We start from the raw sequence: 18,726 nt of genomic DNA, 5'->3' as shown, positions 1-18,726 counted from the left end.
GAGAAACTCTTTTTTTTCAATTTCCAATTCCCAATTCCTAATACCCAATTTCAAGGATATATATGTTTAATATTATAAAAGACAACTCTCAAAGGTTTGTAACAGGCTCGATACTTCTTGCAGTTGTTTTGGCTGTTGGGCTGATTGATAACTATTTTCTGACGTGGCTCTTTTTTGGTATAGTTTTTATGTTTGCTTTTTACGAAACATTGAAACTCTTAAAGATGGATAGTCATAACAACCTATTTTTTTGGGCACTGATGCTTTGGCTTACAGCCTATTTTTATCCCAACCCCGATGATCTTTTTTTCATAGTAGCTATAATCTTTGCCTCTTTTTTGGCATATCATAAAGATTACGATACAAGAAACTTTATTCCATTTTTGTATCCGGCTTCTAGTTTTCTTTTTCTTTTAGCACTCTATCACGATTTTGGGATGAATGCTCTTATATGGCTTTTGATAGTGGTGGCTTCCACTGATATTGGAGCCTTTTTTGCAGGAAAAATGTTCGGTAAAACTAAATTTTGCGAAACTTCCCCAAATAAAACTTTAGAAGGTGTCGTAGGAGGGGTTGTGTTGGCAACCTCTTTTGGGAGTTATTATGCTTTGGTTTTGGTGGATATCCCCTATGCGCTTATTATCTCTTTTTTGACATCTGTAGCTAGTGTGTTTGGTGATCTTTTTGAGAGCTATCTAAAAAGAAGAGCAGAAGTGAAAGATAGCGGAAATATCTTGCCCGGACACGGTGGAGTGCTAGACAGAGTAGATGGGTATCTGTTCGCTGCTCCTGCTATGGTTGTACTTCTTAGAGGACTTTTATAAATTAAGGCGCAAAGGTGAGTATAGATAATAGGGCTAAAAACTCCTCAAAAAAGATTGTTGTTTTAGGTTCTACCGGCTCTATTGGGGTTAATACGCTAAATATCGCTAGAGAGTTTGATATAGGGATAGAGGTTTTGGTAGCCGGCAATAACGTTAAACTTTTACAAAAGCAGATAGATGAGTTTAAACCTGAAATAGTCGTTGTTGGTAAAAAAGAGCTTGCAAGAAAAATTCTTCATAAAAACGTTTTATATGGCGAAGAAGGTATTTTAGAGGCGATAGAGAAATGCAAATCCCAAACAGTTGTAAACGCACTTGTCGGTTTCTTGGGACTAAAACCCACTTTAAAAGCGATAGAGTGCGGTAAAAAAGTGGCTTTGGCAAATAAAGAGTCTTTGGTTGTTGCCGGTAAATTTATCGATATTTCAAAAATTCATCCTATAGATAGCGAACATTTTGGATTATGGTATCTTTTAAAAGGAACAAAAGAACATAGTCTGACTTCATCAATAGATCGCCTAATTATTACTGCTAGCGGCGGAGCTTTCAGAGATTGGCCGGTCGAAAGATTAAAAAACGCAACGGTAGAAGATGCTCTCAATCATCCAAACTGGTCTATGGGTAAGAAAATTACAGTAGATAGTGCGACTATGGTTAATAAACTTTTTGAGCTTTTGGAGGCTAAATGGCTTTTTGATACGACAAGATTGGATGCTATCATTGAGACAAAATCGATTATTCACGCTATTGTAGATTTTGTTGACGGAACTTCACTTTTGCACGCGGCTTATGCCGATATGAGACTGCCTATAGCTTTTGCCCTTTTAAAAAGTGTGAAAAAAGAGATAGTTAAAAAGATTGATTTTACAGATATTAAAAGTTTGGAGTTTAAAAAGATAGAAGAGTCTAGATATCCGGTTTGGCAAATCAAAGACAAGCTTTTAAATAGGGCCGACTTGGGAGTGGTAGTAAATGCTGCCAATGAGGTGGCTGTTGAGGCCTTTTTGAGAAAAAAAATCTCTTTTTTAAAGATTTCTAAAATCATATTGGACTCTGTTGCAGCGTTTGAAAATATAGAGCTGAAAAATTTGGATGATATATTCACTGCAGACAAAGAGGTGAGGTTTTTTGCCGAAAATTTAATCTAAATTTTTGGCAAAAATATCTATTTATTTGGTTTTTTTCTTTTATCGTGTCTGATATACTAATATTATTAAGAGTTGTATTTTAAGATAGCGTTGATGAAAGATTTTTGTTATAAAAATATTTTATATGCTTCTATATCGTGACTGTTTTTAAAAATTTTTTCCATTGGATATAATTTTAATTGAATGCTCTGAAAAATTACTAAATTTCGCTGGGGCTAGTTGCAATTTTTCCTTTTAGGAACGCTTGAAAATTTTATTAAAAAGTACTAAGCAAGCGTACTTTTTTCGCTTTATGGCGAACATAAAATTTTAAAGCTAAAATTGCAAAGCTTTCGCTCAATTTGTAATTTTTCAGAGGTCTCAATTATTATACTTCAAAAGGGTGAGTGTTGTTTGCAAGAGTTTTGTTGATAGTTGCAATTTTTCTTTTTACCGGATGCTTTGATAGCCAAAAGATCAAAAATAGTGAGCAGGGTATTTTACAAGAAAAAAAGGCTAAGCTTGATGAAGAGATTCAAAAAGCTAGGCTAGAAGCCGATAAAAAAAGAGAACTAGCTCTAACTAAAATGAAAAAAGAGCTGGAGGAACTAGCGCTTAAGCAGAATATAAAAAAAGCCGAGCTTCAGCAAAGACTAGCTCAGATAGAGGCGCAAAAAGAGCTGGAGATCCAAAAGATTCAAAAAGAGTTAAAACTAAAAGAGTTAGAGATCCAAAAAGAGAGGATGCGCCTTGAGATGGAGAACCAAAAACTTATAGCGAAAGAGGAGCTAAAAGCCAAAGAGCAGTTATATCTGCTACTTATAGGGGCTTTTTTGATTCTTTTGATGTTTATAGGGATAGTTTTGTATATATATAAAAAGAGAAAAGATAAAATCCTTGCCTACCATGACAATCTTGAAAAATATTTTAGATTAAAGGAGAATGAATCCAAAATAGCAATTGCAAATAAAATCATAGATACTATAGCTTCGGGCAAACTATCTCCTGAACAAGAACAAAGATTGATATCCGTTTTGAAATCTCCGGGAAATATAGATAAAAAAGAGCTTCCAAAAGATATAAAAGATAATGAGACCATAGTTGCCGAATTAGAAGATAAAGAGGATAAAAAAGATGGATAAATATCTTCTTTTTCATGGGTGGGGAGGTAGTGATTATCCCCATTGGCAAAGCTGGCTTGCTTCAGAACTTGCCAAAGATTATGGAATCGTCTCTTTTCCATTGATACATCATCCTCACCATCCAAACAGAAAAAAGTGGATGAGCCAGTTCAAAAAACATCTAAATGAGTTTAGACCAACTACCGTTATATGTCACTCTCTTGCTTGTACGGTTTGGTTTGCATTGTGTGAAGAGGGTGAAATAGATGAGGTAGAGAGGTTGCTTTTAGTAGCACCTCCCGGTCTTGAGACCGATATAGAACTTCTAAAATCTTTTTTCCCCTCATCTTTGCCAAATAATCTTTTTGCAAAAGAGGCAAAACTGGTAGTCTCTACCAATGATCCTTATTTAAGTTTAGAGGAGGCTCATCGATTTGGTGAAGAGTTAGGGGTAGATATGCTTTTTTTAGAAAATGCGGGACATATTAACGATAAAAGCGGATACGGAACATGGCCTTGGGTATTGAAGTGGGCAAAAAGAGATAGCGAGGTAGTATGAAAAATCTGATTTTGAGTATAGAGAGCAGCTGTGATGACAGCTCTATAGCTATAACAGATATTAACGATTATAAACTGATTTTTCACAAAAAGATTTCTCAAGAGAGGGAGCACTCAATTTATGGAGGAGTTGTTCCAGAACTTGCCAGTAGACTCCACGCAGTGGCATTGCCAAAAATCTTGAAACAGACAAAAGAGTTTTTCCCAAATTTAAAGGCAATAGCCGTGACGAATGAACCAGGACTTTCCGTGACTCTTATGGAAGGGGTCATGATGGCAAAAGCTCTTAGCCTATCTTTAAATCTTCCTTTGATAGGGATAAACCATTTAGTAGGACATATATACTCTTTGTTTATAGAAAAAGAGGCCTTCTTTCCAAAGAGTATTCTTCTGGTTTCTGGCGGACATACTATGATCATACAGGTTGAGAGTTACAAGGTTATGAGGGTGGAAGCAAAAAGTATGGATGACAGTTTTGGCGAGAGTTTTGACAAGGTGGCGAAGATGCTTGGATTAGGATATCCAGGAGGCCCAATTATAGAAAAATTGGCACAAAAAGGAGATCCACATAGATTCTCTTTTCCTATACCTCTTAAAAACTCCCCTAAAATCGCTTTTAGCTACTCAGGTCTTAAAAACGCGGTTCGAGTTGCCATAGAGGAGCTGGGAGAATTAAGCGAGCAAGATAGAGCTGACATAGCTGCCTCTTTTCAAAAGGCGGCTATCGAACATCTTTTGCAAAAAACGAAAAAGGTTTTTGATATCTTTAAACCTAAAAATTTTGCTATTGTTGGAGGGGCTAGCGCAAATCTAGCTTTAAGAGAGGCGTTTGAAAAGGAGTGTGAAAAGAGAGGAATTTTTATAGATTTTGCCAAAATGGAGTATTGTAGCGATAATGCGGCTATGATAGGTCGAGCTGCTATAGAGGCTTACAAGCTAGGAGAGTTTAGTGATCCATTGGGATTAAAAGTAAATCCAAAATCTAGCATAACTTAAAAAAAACTTATAAAAAATGCTTGAAATTTAATTAAGACAAAATTTATCCTAATTAGTTATAATTTTGTTACAAGTTTAGTAAACGAAAAAACAGATTAAATTACTAAACAATTTAAAAATCAAAAAAGGAGAAAACATGGCAACTGTAACGTTGAAAGGTAACGAAGTAAAATTGAGCGGAAACGAGGTAAATGTTGGAGATAAAGCTCCAGAGGCTACTGTAGTTACTACTGACTTGCAAGAGAAAAAAGTTGGAGGGGCTCAGGGTAATGTTCAAATGATCGTAGTTGTTCCTTCTCTTGATACTCCAGTATGTGCTACTGAGACAAGAAAGTTTAACGAAGAGGCTGCAAATATTGAGGGTGTTGACGTAACTGTAGTTTCTATGGACCTTCCATTTGCTAGCAAAAGATTTTGCTCTACTGAAGGTGTTGAAAACTTAACTGTAGCAAGCGATTATAGAAACAGAGATTTCGGCGAAAAATATGGCGTAGTAATAGCTGAGGGACCACTTAGTGGAATTCTAGCAAGAGCAATTTTCATCATCGATAAAGATGGAAATGTAGTTTATAAGCAACTAGTTCCTGAGATTACTGAAGAGCCTAATTACGAAGAGGCATTGGAAGCTGCTAAAAAAGCTGCTAACGCATAAATTTTATGGGGCTTTTGCCCCACTGCTACATAGGGGGAGGGGCACTTTTGTGCCTCATTTTACTATTATAATCTCTTCTTCAAGCGCTATTTTATACTTCTCATATACCATTTTTTTTGCTAACTCTATTAGATTTAATGCTTCTTCAAAGGTACCGGCTCCTAAATTTACTAAAAAATTTGCGTGGATTTTGCTAAAAGCCATATCTCCTACTCTATATCCCTTCAACCCCACATCTTCTATCAATTTTCCGGCAAAGTTTCCGGGGGGATTTTTAAAAACGCTTCCAGCACTTGGCTCTTTTGGTTGGTTTTCTCTAAGAGACAGAAGTTTTTGCCGTAAAATTTCATTGTAACCCTCTTTTAACTCAAATCCGGCCTCATAAATGATATTTTTAATATCTGTTTTTCTATATCCGAAGTTTAGGTTTTCTTTGTAGATCTTGCCTTTATAGGTTTTAATCCATTTTAAAACATTTTTTATCTCATACTCTTTGACTCCTGCATTCATCTTTATAGCGCCGCCTATGGTTCCCGGAAGTCTGCTTAAAAACTCAAATCCCGCAATATTATTTTTTTTGCAAAAAGAGACAACTTTTCCTGTTGGCGTAGCTCCTCCTATAATAAGCTCACCGTTTTCTATCTTGATATAATCGAATTTTTTTGAGAGCTTAGCAAGAGGAGGAGGATAAGGAGATACTAAAATATTGTTGGCTCCGCCTATTAAAAAAAAGGTTTCATTTTTTTTATCTATCTCTGTAATAATCTCTACATCTACTACGGGTCCTATTTTGATAGAGGAGTATTTTTTAAGATCTATCTTTTCTTTCATTTAGCAAAATCTTACGTTTTTGTATTCAGAAGGTATAAGATACTCTTTCGCTTTTATAGGTGTGTCGTAAAAACCATGCTCAAAACCTATCTCAAAGAGTCTATCTAGCGCTTCGTAATGCTCTTCATTCATTAAAGAAGAGTCTTCGTTTGCATACATATTTAGATAGATTTTTAGTTTTTCGTCATCTATTCTAACAAGGTTTCTCTCAATAAGCATTTTTGATATAGCATCTTTATGTTTGTTTGCTACTTGGACTGCTTTTATCAACATATTTTCAGACTCTATAGCTTTCAAAAGTGGGATGGAGCGTCTAAGAGCCATTCCGCCAAGAGGCAAAGGAAGCTCTTTTTTTGCTAATTCTATCCATATATCCCAAATCTCTTTTTCAACTTCCAAAGATTCGTCAAAATTTAAAATAGATTCATGTATCAAAACCCCCGCATCAACTCTTCCTTCAACTACGGCTTTTTCTATCTCCAAAAAGTTCATATATACAAACCTTGCATTGGGATAGGCTATACGAAATAGCATAGCATTTGTTGTATATTGTCCACTTAATGCAACTTTAAAGTTTTTTTTGAGCCTTTTATCTCTTTTTTTAATAAGTTTTGGGCCATATCCTTTTCCAAAACTGACTGCAGTTTTTAAAAGTGCATAATCGTTTTTTATGTAAGGATATAGCGCGAAACTGATTGCGGTTATATCGTAGTAGTTTTGTAAAGCTTTCTCATTTAGAGTTTCTATATCTAGTGCGATGTTTTCAAATCTTATATATTTGGAACTAACCCATCCAAATTTAATAGCATAAAACATAAAAACATCGTCTGCATCCGGAGAGTGGGCGACAGTATATGTTGACATCTGTTTCCTTTTGGAATTGGGGATTAGGAATGGGGAATTGGCGAAAAGTTAATGTGTACTAATTCCAAATTCCCAATTACTAATATTAATATTTATGGATATTTTACTTAAAAAAAGATAAAATATTATTAATTTCTATGATGAGAGGTTTTGAATGGATTCAAATAAAGCAAAAGCGCTGGAACTCGCTATTAAACAGATTGATAAAGCTTTCGGAAAAGGGGCTTTAGTAAAGCTTGGCGAAAAAGAGATTGAACCTATTGCAGCTATAAGTACAGGTTCTTTAGGACTTGATCTTGCCCTTGGAATAGGAGGAGTTCCAAAGGGAAGAATTATAGAGATTTATGGACCGGAGAGTTCGGGAAAAACCACTTTGGCTCTTCAAATTATAGCTGAAGCACAAAAAGATGGGGGAGTCTGCGCTTTTATAGATGCAGAACACGCTTTAGATGTTTTATATGCCAAAAATTTGGGAGTAGATGTTGAAAACTTACTTGTTTCACAGCCAGATTTTGGTGAGCAGGCTTTAGATATTGTTGAAACTATTGCTAGAAGCGGCGCAGTTGATGTTATAGTTATTGACTCCGTAGCCGCACTTACTCCAAAAGCCGAGATAGAAGGAGAGATGGGCGATAGTCACATGGGACTTCAAGCAAGGCTTATGAGTCAGGCTCTGAGAAAATTAACGGGTGTTCTACATAAAATGAATACCACCGTAATTTTTATAAACCAAATTCGTATGAAAATAGGTGCAATGGGTTATGGTACGCCTGAAACCACTACAGGTGGGAATGCTTTGAAGTTTTATGCTTCAGTTAGAATAGACGTACGAAGAATTGCCACTTTAAAACAGGGTGAAAATCAGATAGGGAATAGAGTTAGGGCAAAAGTTGTGAAAAACAAAGTAGCTCCTCCATTTAGACAAGCGGAATTTGACATAATGTTTGGTGAAGGAATAAGCAAAGAGGGAGAGATTGTAGATTACGGAGTAAAGCTTGATATTGTCGATAAAAGCGGCAGCTGGTTTAGTTATAAAGACATTAAACTTGGCCAAGGAAGAGAAAACGTTAAAGCATATCTAAAAGAGCATCCTGAAGTTGCGGCTGAGATTGAAAACGAGATAAAAAATGCTATGGGTATAAACGATAGCGTTATGATGGTACCCGATGAAGAGATGAATGAAGATTAGAATAGTTTATTTTTTTGTTATTGAGTCATTAGTAGGAGTGGTATAAAATAAAATTTTTCAAATCGCTTGTCGCGATTTAAATTAAAAATTACGAATTAAACAAGGAGATTTGATGGTATATATAGATAATGTTTTTGCCCAGGAGGTTCTTGATAGCAGGGGAAATCCTACCGTAAAAGCTACTGTAGTTTTAAGTGATGGAACAGTAGCTAGTGCTATAGTACCAAGTGGTGCTAGTACTGGAAAAAGAGAGGCTTTGGAACTTAGAGACGGCGATGAGAGATTTTTGGGTAAAGGCGTTTTAAAAGCTTGTGAAAATGTTGATGTTGCTATTGCGGATGAACTTGTAGGTTTAAGCCCATACAATCAAACTGAGATTGATGCTATTATGAAAGAGCTTGACGGTACGGAAAATTACTCAAAACTTGGCGCAAATGCGGTTTTGGGAGTATCTATGGCCGTGGCAAGAGCGGCCGCTAAGAGTCTTAATCTACCTCTTTACAGGTATCTTGGGGGAGCTAACGGAGTAATTTTACCTACTCCAATGTTAAATATCATCAACGGCGGAGCACATGCAGATAACAGTGTGGATTTCCAAGAGTATATGATAATGCCTACAGGATTTGATGATTTTAAAGAGGCTCTAAGAGCTAGCAGCGAAATATACCATACGCTTAAAAAACTGATTAACAACGATGGTCACTCTACAGCTTTAGGAGACGAGGGTGGTTTTGCTCCAAATCTGAAAAATAATGCCGAGCCTATCGAGTATATTTTAAGAGCAATAGAAAAAGCTGGTTATAAACCTGGCGAGGAGGTTACAATAGCTTTGGATGTGGCAAGTAGCGAACTATATGAAGAGGGTAAATATAATCTAAAAGGCGAAAATAGAGTTTTAAGCGCTGAAGAGTTGGCAGACTATTATGTTGAGCTTGTAAGTAAGTTTCCTATAGTCTCTATAGAAGACGGGATGGCTGAAGATGATTGGGAAGGATGGAAGGTGCTTACTGATAAACTTGGAGATAAAATTCAACTTGTAGGGGATGACCTTTTTGTTACAAATAAAAAGATTTTGAAAGAGGGTATCGAAAAAAGCATAGCAAACGCAATTTTAATTAAGCCTAATCAGATAGGAACCGTAAGTGAGACTATGCAGACAGTGAGACTAGCTCAAAGAAACGGTTACAATTGCGTTATGAGTCACAGAAGTGGTGAGAGCGAAGATGCTTTTATAGCCGATTTTGCTGTTGCGTTAAATACTGCTCAGATAAAAACTGGCGCACCGGCTAGAGGTGAAAGAACTGCTAAATACAATAGACTTATAGAGATAGAAAGAGATCTTTTATATGGTGAATATATCGGCAAAGAGCTTTTTTAAGTGAAATTTTATGAGAGAGATTATCGATGATCTCATAGGTTTAGGAGCCGGTAAAAAATATCTAGTTTTATATGCGGTCAAAGTTTTGGCCGCACTCGTTTTGATAATAGCTATAGGTGTCTATATAGGAAATCTTCTTTTTGGAAAAGATTCAGTGGAGGTTTTGATAGAGATTCAAAACAAAGAGAGAGCTTTAAAAAGAGAGGTTCAAAGACTGAAAGAGGAAAATGCCAGATTGCAAAAAGAGTATTTTGAATTAAAACAGTTGGAGCCGGAGTGAGATATATAGTTTTTTTAATTGTAGCTTTTAGTATGATTGTTGCTAGAGAGAATCCTTTCGAGCCTGCAAAAACGAAGACTCTAAAAACCTTGCCCCATAAGAGTACTTTAAAAAAAGCATCGTCTAAAAAAGAGGAAAAAGAGGTTATAAAACTTTTTAGATGGCTAAGTCTTAGTGTTGCAAAAAAGTATATTTTTTTAAAAACTAAAGATGGACTCATTAGAAATTTTACTATAGAGAATCCGAAAAAGGTTGTTTTGGATTTTAAATCAAACAGAAGCTTCAAAACAAAAAGAGCAAAAATTAAAAATAACCAATGTATAAATGAAATAGCGCTGGGAGCACATAAAGGCTATTATAGAATCGCTCTAACATTTAAAAAAGATTGCTCTTATAAGCTTTCTAAAAAGAAAGATGGCTACAAACTTACTTTTAAACGGCATTAGTTCGTTTTAGCTTCATTATGATTTTGATAGATGTCATAACAATCAATACTTCAAATAGACTTGCCAAAATAAATGCGAGATAGTAAAAATTATCGATACTTTTTGCGTGATAAGCCAATGTAGCTATAGCCACTAAAAGCGTTAACGGCATAGAGTGAGAAAGCCCAAAAAGCAAAGAGTTTTTAAATCCTAAAATTTTTATAAATACAAAAGAGGAGGCAACTCTAATAAAGATCATCAAAAAAGTTATCATTAAAGCTTTTTGTACTAAACCGTCCATTAGTAAAGCACTAAGTTTAAAAGAGCTTCCTGTATATATAAAAAATATTGGAACGAAAAAACCAAAACCGAATGAGGAAAGTTTATGCGGCAGTGCCTTTTTGTGTTCAAAAAAGGTAGCAATGAAAATTCCTGCTATAAAAGCGCCAAACGCCACTTCAAGCTTTAGATATACCATAATGGCTATGAAAATAAAAAATATAGCCATAGAGAGCCTTATATCTTGTTCTTCTTTATCGATCCTAGGCATCAGGGTGGTTTTGATTTCCGGATACCACCAAAAAAGGATTTGTAAAAATTTGAAAATACCTAAAATAAGAAGTAAAAATATAGATAGATAAAAAATCGTTTCATAAAATTTGCCTCCATATCCAAACTCGAAACCGGCGCTTATTATAGTTAGTACTGCTATGGAAACAACTTCTCCTAAAGAACCTATAGTCATGGATAGTTCTAACCATTTAACCTTTTTCCCAAACTCTTTTATAAGAGCAGCTATTAGTCCTACGGATATAAGGGGTAAGATAGCAATAAAAATATTGCTTAAATTGAGGTATTTTACCGTTAAGAATGAGAGTATATAAAGACTTAGTATATAAAACATTCCTCTTTTTAGAAGTTTTTTATCAGTATTGATAACTTTTTTTAAATCTACTTCAAGGCCGGCTAAAAACATTAGATACAAAAACCCGAACTCAGCTACGAGTTCAAAAAGTTCTATATGATGTAAAAGTCCTACTGTTCCAGCTACGGAGCCAAATATTATCTCCAGAACGCTTGTAGGAAGTCTAGTGATTTTTGCCAAAAAAGGTGTTGCAAAAATCAAGAGAGAAAGGGTGACGATGATAATTAACTCATTACTCATGACAACTTTGGGCTATCTCATATCCCAATTTCGTTAATATATCTATATCTTTGGAGGCTTCTTCACCTTTTGTTGTAAGATAGTCTCCAACTACTATAGAGTTTGCTCCGGCTTTTAAGATAAGAGGCCATTCATCTTTAAAGACTAGTTCTCTTCCACCGGCAACCATTATCATAGCATTACTCATCAGTTCTCTAGCTTTTTTTATGATCTCTAAAGCTTCACTCTTTTTCATAATATGTTTTGGAAGAGGAAGAGCCGGATTAGGGTGGAAAAAGTTTATAGGCACACTCATAGGATTTAGTGAAGCTATCTGTTTTAAAAGCTCTTCTCTTTGTTCTTTACTCTCTCCAAGACCAAAAATTCCGCCTGTACAGAGATTAAGCCCGGCCTCTTTTGCATTAAGGCATGTTTGGTATCTTTCTTCCCAAGTATGGGTAGTGCAGATATTTTTGTAAAAACTTTTGGCGCTCTCAAGATTATGGTTGTAATTTTCTATGCCCGCTTTTTTTAACTCTTTTAGCTGCTCTACGCTTGCAGTTCCGTTGCAGCCAATCAACGATATATCTGGAACCTCTTTTTTTACTGCCATGGCAGCTTCGCATATAAAATCTAGTATCTTATCATCTATACCTTTTCCCGCGGTGACAAGACAAAAGCCGATAGCTTTTGAAGACTTGGCTTTTTTAGCCTCTTGCACTATTTTTTTTATCGATTTGTATTTGTATCTTTCTATATCGGCTTTATATTTAGTACTTTGAGTACAAAAAGCACAATCCTCGGCACACACGCCGCTTGAGATATTTGATATGGCGCAAAGATATACTTTCATATACAACCTTCCACTTAATAATTGGAGATTGGTAATTTTAGCACTTTTTTACTAATTCCCAATTACTAGTTCTTAATTTCCTAAAACAGTAATAAACGTTTAAATCTTCTGTATCTAGTATTGCGCACTCGCTTAATGGCTTTTCTCTAGCGCATACTTCTCCGGGATTTATGTATAGACTCTTTTTTCTATCGCACTTAAACTTATGTAGATGTCCGTAGATTATAACATCAGTATCTGCTGTTAAATAGTAAGGATGGTGCATTAATTTAAAACTTTTATTTTCAATTTTGAAATAGTAAGGCTCTTTGTATATTGGAAAATTGGTGTATTGATGTATTGGTATATTGGTATCGGTGTTACCTAAAACCGCAATAAAGTTTAGATTTTCTTTTATTAAAAAATCCAGCACATCTTTTCCAATATCTCCGGCATGCAGAAGGTATTTGATATCTTGCGATTTAAGAAACTCTATGGCTTCTTTTGTATATTCTACTTTATTGTGAGTATCAGAGATTATTCCTATTTTCATCTTTTCTCCAATGACTAATTACTAATTACTAATGACTAATCTCCTCTCTATGTTTACATTTTATACACTCAAATACCTCTTTGTTTCTGTATGTTCTTTTAGCCATCATATATCCGCATTTAGGACATTTTGTTGTGGCTGGTTCAAATTTGGATATAAAAGTACATTTTGGATAGTTGGAGCATCCAAAAAATTTCCCTCTTTTTGAATATCTCTCAACTATTTCTCCTCCGCACTCGGGACATTTTACATCAAGTTTTTTAGGCTGAGTTAGAGGTTTTGTATTTTTACATTTTGGGTATGCGCTACATGCTAAAAATTTTCCTCTAGGGCCACTTTTTATAACCATAGATGAGCCGCATTTATCGCATATCTCTTCACTTTTTTCTTCACTTTTCTCCTCACTTTTTTATCATCTTCAATCTGTTCGGTATATTTGCACTTTGGAAAGGCACTGCATGCTATAAATTCGCCAAATCTCCCATTTCTTTTTATAAGTTCTGCTCCGCATTCAGGGCAGTTTCTGCCTACCGGTATAGCTATTTTTTGGCTTTTTATCTCTTTTTTTCCTTTTTCTATCTGAGCTATGAATGGCTCGTAAAATTCGGCTAAAACTTTTTGCCAATCCTTTTTGGCTTCGGCGATTTCGTCCAACTCTTCTTCCATCTTTGCAGTAAATGAGCTATCGACTATATTTGGAAAATGCTCTTCTAAAACCTCTATAACTTTAAAGGCAATATCTGTTGGTTTGAGCTGTTTTTTTTCTATCTCTATATAGTTTCTAGCCTGAAGCAGAGCAATTGTTGGAGCGTAGGTACTTGGTCTTCCTATACCTAGTGATTCTAGTTTTTTAATGAGACTAGCTTCGGAGTATCTGCTTGGAGGCTCCGTAAAATGCTGAATAGCCTCTAACTTTGTTAAACTTACTTTTTCACCCTCTTTTAGCTTAGGAAGAAGTTTCTCTTTTTCTGCTCCTCCCAAAATCTTGTAAAAACCGTCAAAAACAAGCCTTCTGCCGCTTGCTTTAAAAACTCCGTCATCTGAAGCAAAGTATATTGTTTGAGTTTCAAAAATAGCGTCTTTTGCCTGAGAAGCAAGAAATCTGTTATAGATTAGAGTATATAGTTTGAGTTCATCTTTATTAAGAAACTGTGCCGCAATCTGTGGAGTAAAATCTATCATCGTAGGTCTAATGGCTTCATGAGCCTCTTGCGCTCCTTTACTTTTTGTTGTATAGATTTTAGGTTTTTCCGGCAAATACTCTTTCGAAAAGCTTTTTTCTATCTTTTCTCTTGCGGCTTCTACTGCCTCTTTTGCTATATTTAGGCTATCGGTTCTCATATATGTGATGATTCCGGTAATTCCTTTGTCGGTTTGAACTCCCTCATAAAGTTTTTGAGCGATCATCATTGTCTTTTTGGGACTAAAGCCAAGTTGTGTAGAGGCACTCTGTTGCAAAGTAGATGTCATAAAAGGAGGAGGTGATTTGGTGATTCTCTGTTTTTTTTCTATTTTTGCTACTCTGAACTCTTCACCTTTTAGGGTTTCGACAATCTTTTTAGCCTCTTCTTGTTTTTTGATTGAGAGTTTTTCTATCTTTTCTCCTTGGAACTCTACAAGTTGACTCTCAATATTTTCGTTGAAAACTGCTTCAATACTCCAGTATTCTTCAGGAACGAAAGCTTTTATCTCCCTTTCTCTATCTACTACCAGTTTTAGTGCGGCACTTTGGACTCTACCGGCACTCAATCCCCTTTGGATTTTAGAAGATAAAAGAGGAGATAGTTTATAACCTACTATTCTATCAAGAAGTCTTCTCGCCTGTTGGGCGTTAACTCTATCCATATCGATAGTTCTAGGATTTTCCAAAGCTTTTTTTATAGCGTTTTTTGTGATTTCGTGAAAGACGATTCTAGGAAGTTTTTCGGGCTCTTTTCCTATGGCTTTTGCTATATGGTATCCGATAGCCTCTCCCTCTCTATCCTCGTCTGTGGCTATATAGACTGTAGAGCTCTTTTTTGCAAGATCTTTTATCTCTTTTACGATGTTTGAATGCTCTTTGTCTACTCTATATTGAGGTTCAAAACGCCCATCTTCTATTTTGATTCCGAAACTGCTTTTGGGAAGATCTCTTATATGTCCTTTTGAAGCTATAACTTCATAATTTTTACCCAAAAAATTTTTTATAGTTCTTGCTTTTGCTGGTGATTCTACTATGATTAGACTCTTTTGGTTAGCCACTTTTTTGCCTTTTAAATTTGTTTATCTATACATTATGAACACTTTTGGTTGCAATTCTAACATATTTGATTATTTTTGTATAATTTACCAAAAGAGTATAGGAGTGATTTTGCAAAAGCTGATTGAAAAATATTTAAAAAGAGAGTCTGTTTTTATTCTTAATTCGCAGCTTGCTTTTTTGGCTCTTTTGAGGGTTATGGATATAAAAAAAATCTCTATACCAGCTAACGCTCCATTTTGGTTTGCAACTATACCCAAATTTTTGGGAATAGATATTGAGCTAAAAGATATCAATCTAGATTTTTCTTCAAAAAGTGATATCCAAAATCTCTTTTTTGAGAGTTTTGAACCAAAACAAGGGATAATCGGATATCAAAATTTTGGCGAGGTTTTAGGGGAGTTTAAAGTCTCTTTGCTAGAAGCCGAAAATTTTTGCGCAGTTGCAAGCAAAGATGAGGTTTTGATAAAAGAATTGAAAAAATTTATTGATAGCGGGGTAAAAAAAGGAAAACTTTGGAATTTCGATATAGAGACGTTAGGTATTGATATAAAGGCAAAAAATTTAGTTATGCCGGATATTAAAAAAATAGAGGAGCAAAAAGAGATAGTAGATTTTTTTGAAAAAGCTTTTAACAAAAGCAGATATCTAGATATTTTGAAAATATCATCAAAAACAATAAAAACTCACTATCCAGTCCTTTTGAAACCTGAACTCTACTGTCCTAAAGAAGATATAATATCGGCTTTGATTAAAAGTGGATTTGATTTGAGGGTTCACTTTAAACCCATATATCGACTCTCCCTTGTCGGAGGAGATTTTTTGCCGATTAGTGAAGAGGTTTATAAAGCTCAGATCTCTTTGCCATATACAAAAGAAGTTTTAGAGCCTTTTTTGGAAATTTTGGAAAAATACAGCTATAGAGGCTGCAGTTTTTAAAGGAGTAAAATGTATGTATTTGCAGATAGACTCTACAGAAAAGGGGAAGAGGATATTGAGCTTGTTAAAAATGAAAAACAGATAGTTTTTAGCTCTGCCAAAAACAGAAAAATAATAGAGTGGCTTTTGAAAAACGGTTTTCATGAAACCTTTATCGAGGATATCCAAAGTGAAGACCAAAGTGTCGCTTATGAGGAGAATGAAGGGTTTAAACTTATAATTTTAAAGTACTTCCGTCCTTCAAAAGAGAATGAACTGTTGTTTGAAGATAGCAATATAGTTATGATTATTACAGAAGATAAGCTTCTGTTTCTTTCTGATTTTGAAGAGGTGATAAAAAAGATGGTTTCTAAATTTTATAAAAGATACAAACCTGATGACTCCATTGAGTATTTGACATATACTATATTGGATATCTTGATAGACAATACTATGGATATAGTGGATTTGATAGACGATAGATTGGAAGAGATTGAGGATATTATCTTTAAAAAGGAGCTGGATGAAGAGGAGATACAAAAAAATCTCTATTTTGCAAGAAGAAGTTTAAACAGGATAGCAAAACAGAGTGTTTTTGAAAATGATGTTATAAATAAGTTATATAATCATTATCCTACACAGATAAGGAAAAAACTGAAATTTGAATTTATAGATTTAAAAGAGCATCTAAACTTTTTGATAAACGAATCAAAAACATATCTAGATAGAACAGGATATCTTCAAAATCTTTTGATGGGGTTTATATCAAACAGAATGAATCAAGCTATGCAAAGACTAGCCGCTATATCACTTATATTTTTACCGCTTACTTTTATAGTTGGCAATTACGGGATGAATTTTAAATATATGCCCGAAATTAACTGGGAGTACGGATACATTTTTGTCTGGGGAGTAAATCTGGGGCTTGGATTTGTTATATATAGATGGTTAAAAAAGAAGCAGTGGATTTAGATGTGCGCTATATTTGGAATTGTAGGAGAGTATGAACTAAAAGAGGCTAAAAAGGCTCTTTTGTTAATGAGTCACAGGGGACCCGATTTTAGCTCTTATATAGCGGGTAAAAACTTTTTTTTAGGACATAATAGGTTAAGTATCATAGATCTAAACGATGAAGCAAATCAACCTATAGTTTATGAAGATATAACCGTTTCGTTTAACGGCGAGATCTATAACTATAAAGAGCTTCAAAAACTTCCTTTCCCTTTTAAAACCGATAGCGATACAGAAACTATCATAGCAGCTTTTAAGATTTATGGGTTGGATTTTGTAAAATATCTTAGGGGAATGTTTGCTATAGCTTTGAAAAAGGGTGAGACTTACTACCTTTTTAGAGACAGATTTGGCAAAAAACCTCTTTTTTATTATAAAGATGAAAAAAGGTTTATATTTTCCTCTGAGATAAAGGCAATACTCCCTTTTGTAAAGAAGGAACTAAACTTTGATACCCTCTCTTGTTATCTATCTTTTGGCGCTTCAATATCCTCTGATACTTTTTACAAAAATATAAAAAAATTGCCTGCAGGACACTTTTTAATATATAGAGACTCTAAAATAGAGATAAAAAAATATTACGATTTTTTAAAAGAGCCTTCAATTTTCGATGAGGATGAGGCCGTAAAAAAGATAGAAGAGACTATTTTGAAATCGGTTAGGTATAGGTTGATTGCGGATGTTGAGATAGCCTCTTTACTTAGTGGTGGAGTAGATAGCTCTTTAGTGAGTGCCATAGCTTCAAAAAAAGGAAAAATTAAGACTTTTTCTATAGGATATAAAGATTTTCCCAAATATAGCGAACTAAAATATGCAAAAGAGGTTGCAAATCATATAAAAAGCGAGCATTTTGAAATATTTATGGATAAAAAAGCGTTTTTAGATATTTTAGATGAGAGTTTTTATGCCCTTGAAGAACCTCTTGGAGATCCAGCGGCAATTCCTTTGACATATCTTTTTAAAAATGTAAAAGCCATAGGTATAAAGGCGATTTTAAGTGGTGAGGGCGGTGATGAGCTTTTTATGGGTTATAGACAATATTTTGAGTTTTTGGATATCGAAAAAGCGAAAGACTTAAAATATAAAAACTGGCTAAAAAACTATTTCCGCTCAAATTTTTCCTTAAATAAAGAGTGGGAGTGGTATAAAAGAGTGTTTGAAGAGACTCCTCTTTTTAGAACCACCGGAGAAGTTTTTACCGATCTGCAAAAGAATATCTTTTTAAAACGGAACATAAAAGATAACGACTCTTTAGAGTGCATAAAAAATTATCTCTACTCTTTTGGGTCTTTGTCCCTTCATCCCTTAATATGGTATAGTTACATTGATATCAAGGTTCATTTAGGAGAACTTTTCTTTACAAAACTTGACCGCTCTTCTATGATAAATTCGGTTGAGGCAAGAACTCCACTGATTGATCAAGAACTTGTTGAACTCTCGTTTAAAATTGATCCAAATCTGAAAATTAAAGAGCAAGAGAGTAAATATCTGCTTAAAAAAGTTGCTTTAAAGTATCTTCCAAAAGAGATTGTATATAGGAAGAAAAAAGGATTTTCATACCCTTTTATTGAGTGGCTTATTGAATCGAAAGAGATAGATAAAATCAAAAAAATAAATGAAAAAACCGATATCTTTAAAAGTGAAGAGGTAGACTTTTTACTCTCAAAAATAAAAAGAGGCAAATTTTCTCGTCATGGATGGCTTATTTACGCTTTTAGCGTATGGATGGAGAAAGAGTTTTTATAAGAGTGTCTATAGTTTAAAGCGTTTTATTTTAAAATCAA

At 34.6% G+C, this 18,726-nt stretch carries 18 protein-coding genes and 1 pseudogene; 13 read left to right on the top strand and 6 right to left on the bottom strand.

Going from position 1 to position 18,726, the window contains the following annotated elements; genetic code table 11:
• The first annotated feature begins 62 nt into the window (after positions 1 to 62).
• The 6 genes from NIL_RS09080 to tpx all read left to right on the top strand — a co-directional run bounded on the left by NIL_RS09080 (position 63) and on the right by tpx (position 5,278).
• A complete protein-coding gene (locus tag NIL_RS09080) occupies positions 63 to 824 on the top strand; it encodes a phosphatidate cytidylyltransferase (RefSeq protein WP_187647454.1) in 762 nt (253 codons plus the stop codon).
• Between the two features lie 53 nt (positions 825 to 877).
• Entirely contained in the window at positions 878 to 1,972 is a 1,095-nt protein-coding gene (gene dxr, locus NIL_RS09075; protein ID WP_187648633.1) for a 1-deoxy-D-xylulose-5-phosphate reductoisomerase, read from the top strand.
• A 389-nt stretch (positions 1,973 to 2,361) separates the two neighbouring features.
• A complete protein-coding gene (locus NIL_RS09070) occupies positions 2,362 to 3,093 on the top strand; it encodes a hypothetical protein (RefSeq protein ID WP_187647453.1) in 732 nt (243 codons plus the stop codon).
• The gene (locus NIL_RS09065) at positions 3,086 to 3,631 is read left to right on the top strand and encodes an RBBP9/YdeN family alpha/beta hydrolase (RefSeq protein WP_187647452.1); all 546 of its coding nucleotides are present in this window, start codon (positions 3,086 to 3,088) and stop codon (positions 3,629 to 3,631) included. Before NIL_RS09070 ends, NIL_RS09065 begins: the two co-directional genes overlap by 8 nt.
• Before the next feature lie 5 nt (positions 3,632 to 3,636).
• A complete protein-coding gene (gene tsaD / locus NIL_RS09060) occupies positions 3,637 to 4,626 on the top strand; it encodes a tRNA (adenosine(37)-N6)-threonylcarbamoyltransferase complex transferase subunit TsaD (protein ID WP_187648632.1) in 990 nt (329 codons plus the stop codon).
• Positions 4,627 to 4,762: 136 nt separating this feature from the next.
• Positions 4,763 to 5,278 carry a thiol peroxidase gene (gene tpx, locus NIL_RS09055; RefSeq protein ID WP_187647451.1) on the top strand — a complete coding sequence of 172 codons (516 nt, stop codon included), beginning with the start codon at positions 4,763 to 4,765 and terminating at the stop codon, positions 5,276 to 5,278.
• A gap of 54 nt (positions 5,279 to 5,332) precedes the next feature.
• Here the strand turns inward: tpx and NIL_RS09050 are convergent, their stop codons facing one another.
• Together NIL_RS09050 and NIL_RS09045 are read right to left on the bottom strand one after the other, a co-directional pair.
• Complete coding sequence (locus tag NIL_RS09050; RefSeq protein WP_187647450.1) at positions 5,333 to 6,109, bottom strand: UDP-N-acetylmuramate dehydrogenase; 777 nt, start codon at positions 6,107 to 6,109, stop codon at positions 5,333 to 5,335.
• Positions 6,110 to 6,973, bottom strand: a complete 864-nt coding sequence (locus tag NIL_RS09045; protein WP_187647449.1) for a menaquinone biosynthesis family protein — start codon at positions 6,971 to 6,973, stop codon at positions 6,110 to 6,112.
• A 154-nt stretch (positions 6,974 to 7,127) separates the two neighbouring features.
• Between NIL_RS09045 and recA the strand changes: the two genes are divergently transcribed.
• The 4 genes from recA (at position 7,128) to NIL_RS09025 (ending at position 10,266) form a co-directional block, all read left to right on the top strand.
• The gene (gene recA, locus NIL_RS09040) at positions 7,128 to 8,162 is read left to right on the top strand and encodes a recombinase RecA (protein ID WP_187647448.1); all 1,035 of its coding nucleotides are present in this window, start codon (positions 7,128 to 7,130) and stop codon (positions 8,160 to 8,162) included.
• A gap of 112 nt (positions 8,163 to 8,274) precedes the next feature.
• Positions 8,275 to 9,540: a phosphopyruvate hydratase gene (eno, locus tag NIL_RS09035; RefSeq protein ID WP_187647447.1), complete on the top strand. Its 1,266-nt coding sequence runs from the start codon at positions 8,275 to 8,277 to the stop codon at positions 9,538 to 9,540.
• 10 nt (positions 9,541 to 9,550) lie between these two features.
• The gene (locus NIL_RS09030) at positions 9,551 to 9,820 is read left to right on the top strand and encodes a phosphopyruvate hydratase (protein WP_197972079.1); all 270 of its coding nucleotides are present in this window, start codon (positions 9,551 to 9,553) and stop codon (positions 9,818 to 9,820) included.
• Positions 9,817 to 10,266, top strand: coding sequence for an AMIN domain-containing protein (locus NIL_RS09025; protein ID WP_187647446.1), 450 nt, complete (start codon positions 9,817 to 9,819; stop codon positions 10,264 to 10,266). Before NIL_RS09030 ends, NIL_RS09025 begins: the two co-directional genes overlap by 4 nt.
• On the opposite strand, the gene NIL_RS09020 is transcribed toward NIL_RS09025, so the two are convergent.
• The 4 genes and pseudogenes from NIL_RS09020 to topA all read right to left on the bottom strand — a co-directional run bounded on the left by NIL_RS09020 (position 10,253) and on the right by topA (position 15,015).
• Positions 10,253 to 11,410 (bottom strand): cation:proton antiporter, encoded by a 1,158-nt coding sequence (locus NIL_RS09020; protein WP_187647445.1) that lies wholly within the window; start codon positions 11,408 to 11,410, stop codon positions 10,253 to 10,255. The two genes, NIL_RS09025 and NIL_RS09020, sit on opposite strands and share 14 nt — an antisense overlap.
• Entirely contained in the window at positions 11,403 to 12,242 is an 840-nt protein-coding gene (locus NIL_RS09015) for a biotin synthase (RefSeq protein WP_187647444.1), read from the bottom strand. The genes NIL_RS09020 and NIL_RS09015 overlap by 8 nt, the downstream gene beginning before the upstream one ends.
• 37 nt (positions 12,243 to 12,279) lie before the next feature.
• Positions 12,280 to 12,774: a YfcE family phosphodiesterase gene (locus tag NIL_RS09010; RefSeq protein ID WP_187647443.1), complete on the bottom strand. Its 495-nt coding sequence runs from the start codon at positions 12,772 to 12,774 to the stop codon at positions 12,280 to 12,282.
• Positions 12,775 to 12,802: 28 nt separating this feature from the next.
• A pseudogene (gene topA, locus NIL_RS09005) lies at positions 12,803 to 15,015 on the bottom strand (type I DNA topoisomerase).
• A gap of 109 nt (positions 15,016 to 15,124) precedes the next feature.
• On the opposite strand from topA, the gene NIL_RS09000 reads away from it, so the two are divergent.
• The 3 genes from NIL_RS09000 to asnB are packed head-to-tail and all read left to right on the top strand — an operon-like array spanning position 15,125 to position 18,688.
• Positions 15,125 to 15,952, top strand: coding sequence for an aspartate aminotransferase family protein (locus NIL_RS09000; RefSeq protein WP_187647442.1), 828 nt, complete (start codon positions 15,125 to 15,127; stop codon positions 15,950 to 15,952).
• 9 nt (positions 15,953 to 15,961) lie between these two features.
• Positions 15,962 to 16,903, top strand: coding sequence for a magnesium transporter CorA family protein (locus NIL_RS08995; protein WP_187647441.1), 942 nt, complete (start codon positions 15,962 to 15,964; stop codon positions 16,901 to 16,903).
• The gene (asnB, locus tag NIL_RS08990) at positions 16,904 to 18,688 is read left to right on the top strand and encodes an asparagine synthase (glutamine-hydrolyzing) (protein WP_187647440.1); all 1,785 of its coding nucleotides are present in this window, start codon (positions 16,904 to 16,906) and stop codon (positions 18,686 to 18,688) included.
• The last annotated feature ends 38 nt before the right edge of the window (positions 18,689 to 18,726 follow it).

This window comes from Nitrosophilus labii (assembly GCF_014466985.1).
GTDB classification, from domain to species: Bacteria; Campylobacterota; Campylobacteria; order Campylobacterales; family Nitratiruptoraceae; genus Nitrosophilus_A; species Nitrosophilus_A labii.
The sequence above is the reverse complement of the archived record's forward strand: the minus strand, read 5'-3'. Positions and strand labels throughout refer to the sequence as shown.